Source organism: Nonomuraea lactucae (genome assembly GCF_003313395.1).
GTDB classification, from domain to species: Bacteria; Actinomycetota; Actinomycetes; order Streptosporangiales; family Streptosporangiaceae; genus Nonomuraea; species Nonomuraea lactucae.
This window is the reverse complement of record NZ_QNFZ01000303.1, coordinates 1-538: the sequence shown is the minus strand read 5'-3', so window position 1 is coordinate 538 and position 538 is coordinate 1. Positions and strand designations below refer to the sequence as shown.

Annotated in this window: 1 pseudogene; it reads right to left on the bottom strand. The window is 78.3% G+C overall.

Going from position 1 to position 538, the window contains the following annotated elements:
- Positions 1–443 (bottom strand): annotated as a pseudogene (locus DQW85_RS21615) (DUF58 domain-containing protein); the annotation flags it as partial.
- Positions 444–538 lie beyond the last annotated feature (95 nt).

The window sequence follows — 538 nt, the reverse complement described above, 5'->3', positions numbered from 1 at the left end:
CGGTGCCCGCCCTGCCGGGCGGCCAGGCCCAGCGGGCCGACCGAGCGCACGGTGACCGCCACGGACTCGCGGTCTCCACGCCTGGTCGGGGTGAGCGTCATGGTCAGCCTTCGCCGCTCGCCGGCCGGCACGTCCAGCTCCAGGGTCCGCGGCGAGGCGCCGGCCGAGGGCGGCCAGGCGTCCCTGAGCGCGCCGCGCACCCGCCTGGAGCCGGGGTTCTCCACGACGAGCTCGACCGTGGCCCGCTGGCCGAGCCGGATCAGGGTCTCGCCCGACCGGTGGAAGCGCAGCGGCCGTACCCCTCCCGCGAACACCAGGTCGACGACGATCGCCGCGGCGAGCAGCAGGCAGACCCCGGCCAGCGCGGCCCCGGCCTCCGGCGCCAGCAGCACCACCACGACGCCGAGCGCGGCGACCAGCCCGGCGCGTCCGGTCAGAGCCATCAGCGCGGGACCGGGACCGAGGCCAGGATGCCGTCGAGCACGCCGTCGGCGGTCGCGCCCTCCAGCTCGGCCTCCGGCCGGAGCTGCACGCGGTG